1 tRNA gene is annotated in these 205 nt (G+C 61.0%); it reads right to left on the bottom strand.

The window, feature by feature from the left end:
- Window positions 1–55 precede the first annotated feature (55 nt).
- A tRNA-Cys gene (locus A6I89_RS24280) sits at window positions 56–126 on the bottom strand.
- Between the last annotated feature and the right edge of the window lie 79 nt (window positions 127–205).

A 205-nucleotide genomic window follows, 5' to 3' on the forward strand; every position in this document is an offset into this window, starting at 1 on the left:
AACCAGTGACCTCTTCCGTGTCAGGGAAGCGCTCTCCCGCTGAGCTAATCGCGCGAGGTGGAGACGGGAATCGAACCCGTGTGCACGGCTTTGCAGGCCGTTGCCTCACCACTCGGCCACTCCACCATAAAAGGTCGAGTCCAACCTCTCGAGCGGATGACGGGATTCGAACCCGCGACCCTCACCTTGGCAAGGTGATGCGCTA

Origin of the sequence: Prescottella equi (assembly GCF_002094305.1) — a bacterium.
GTDB classification, from domain to species: Bacteria; Actinomycetota; Actinomycetes; order Mycobacteriales; family Mycobacteriaceae; genus Prescottella; species Prescottella equi.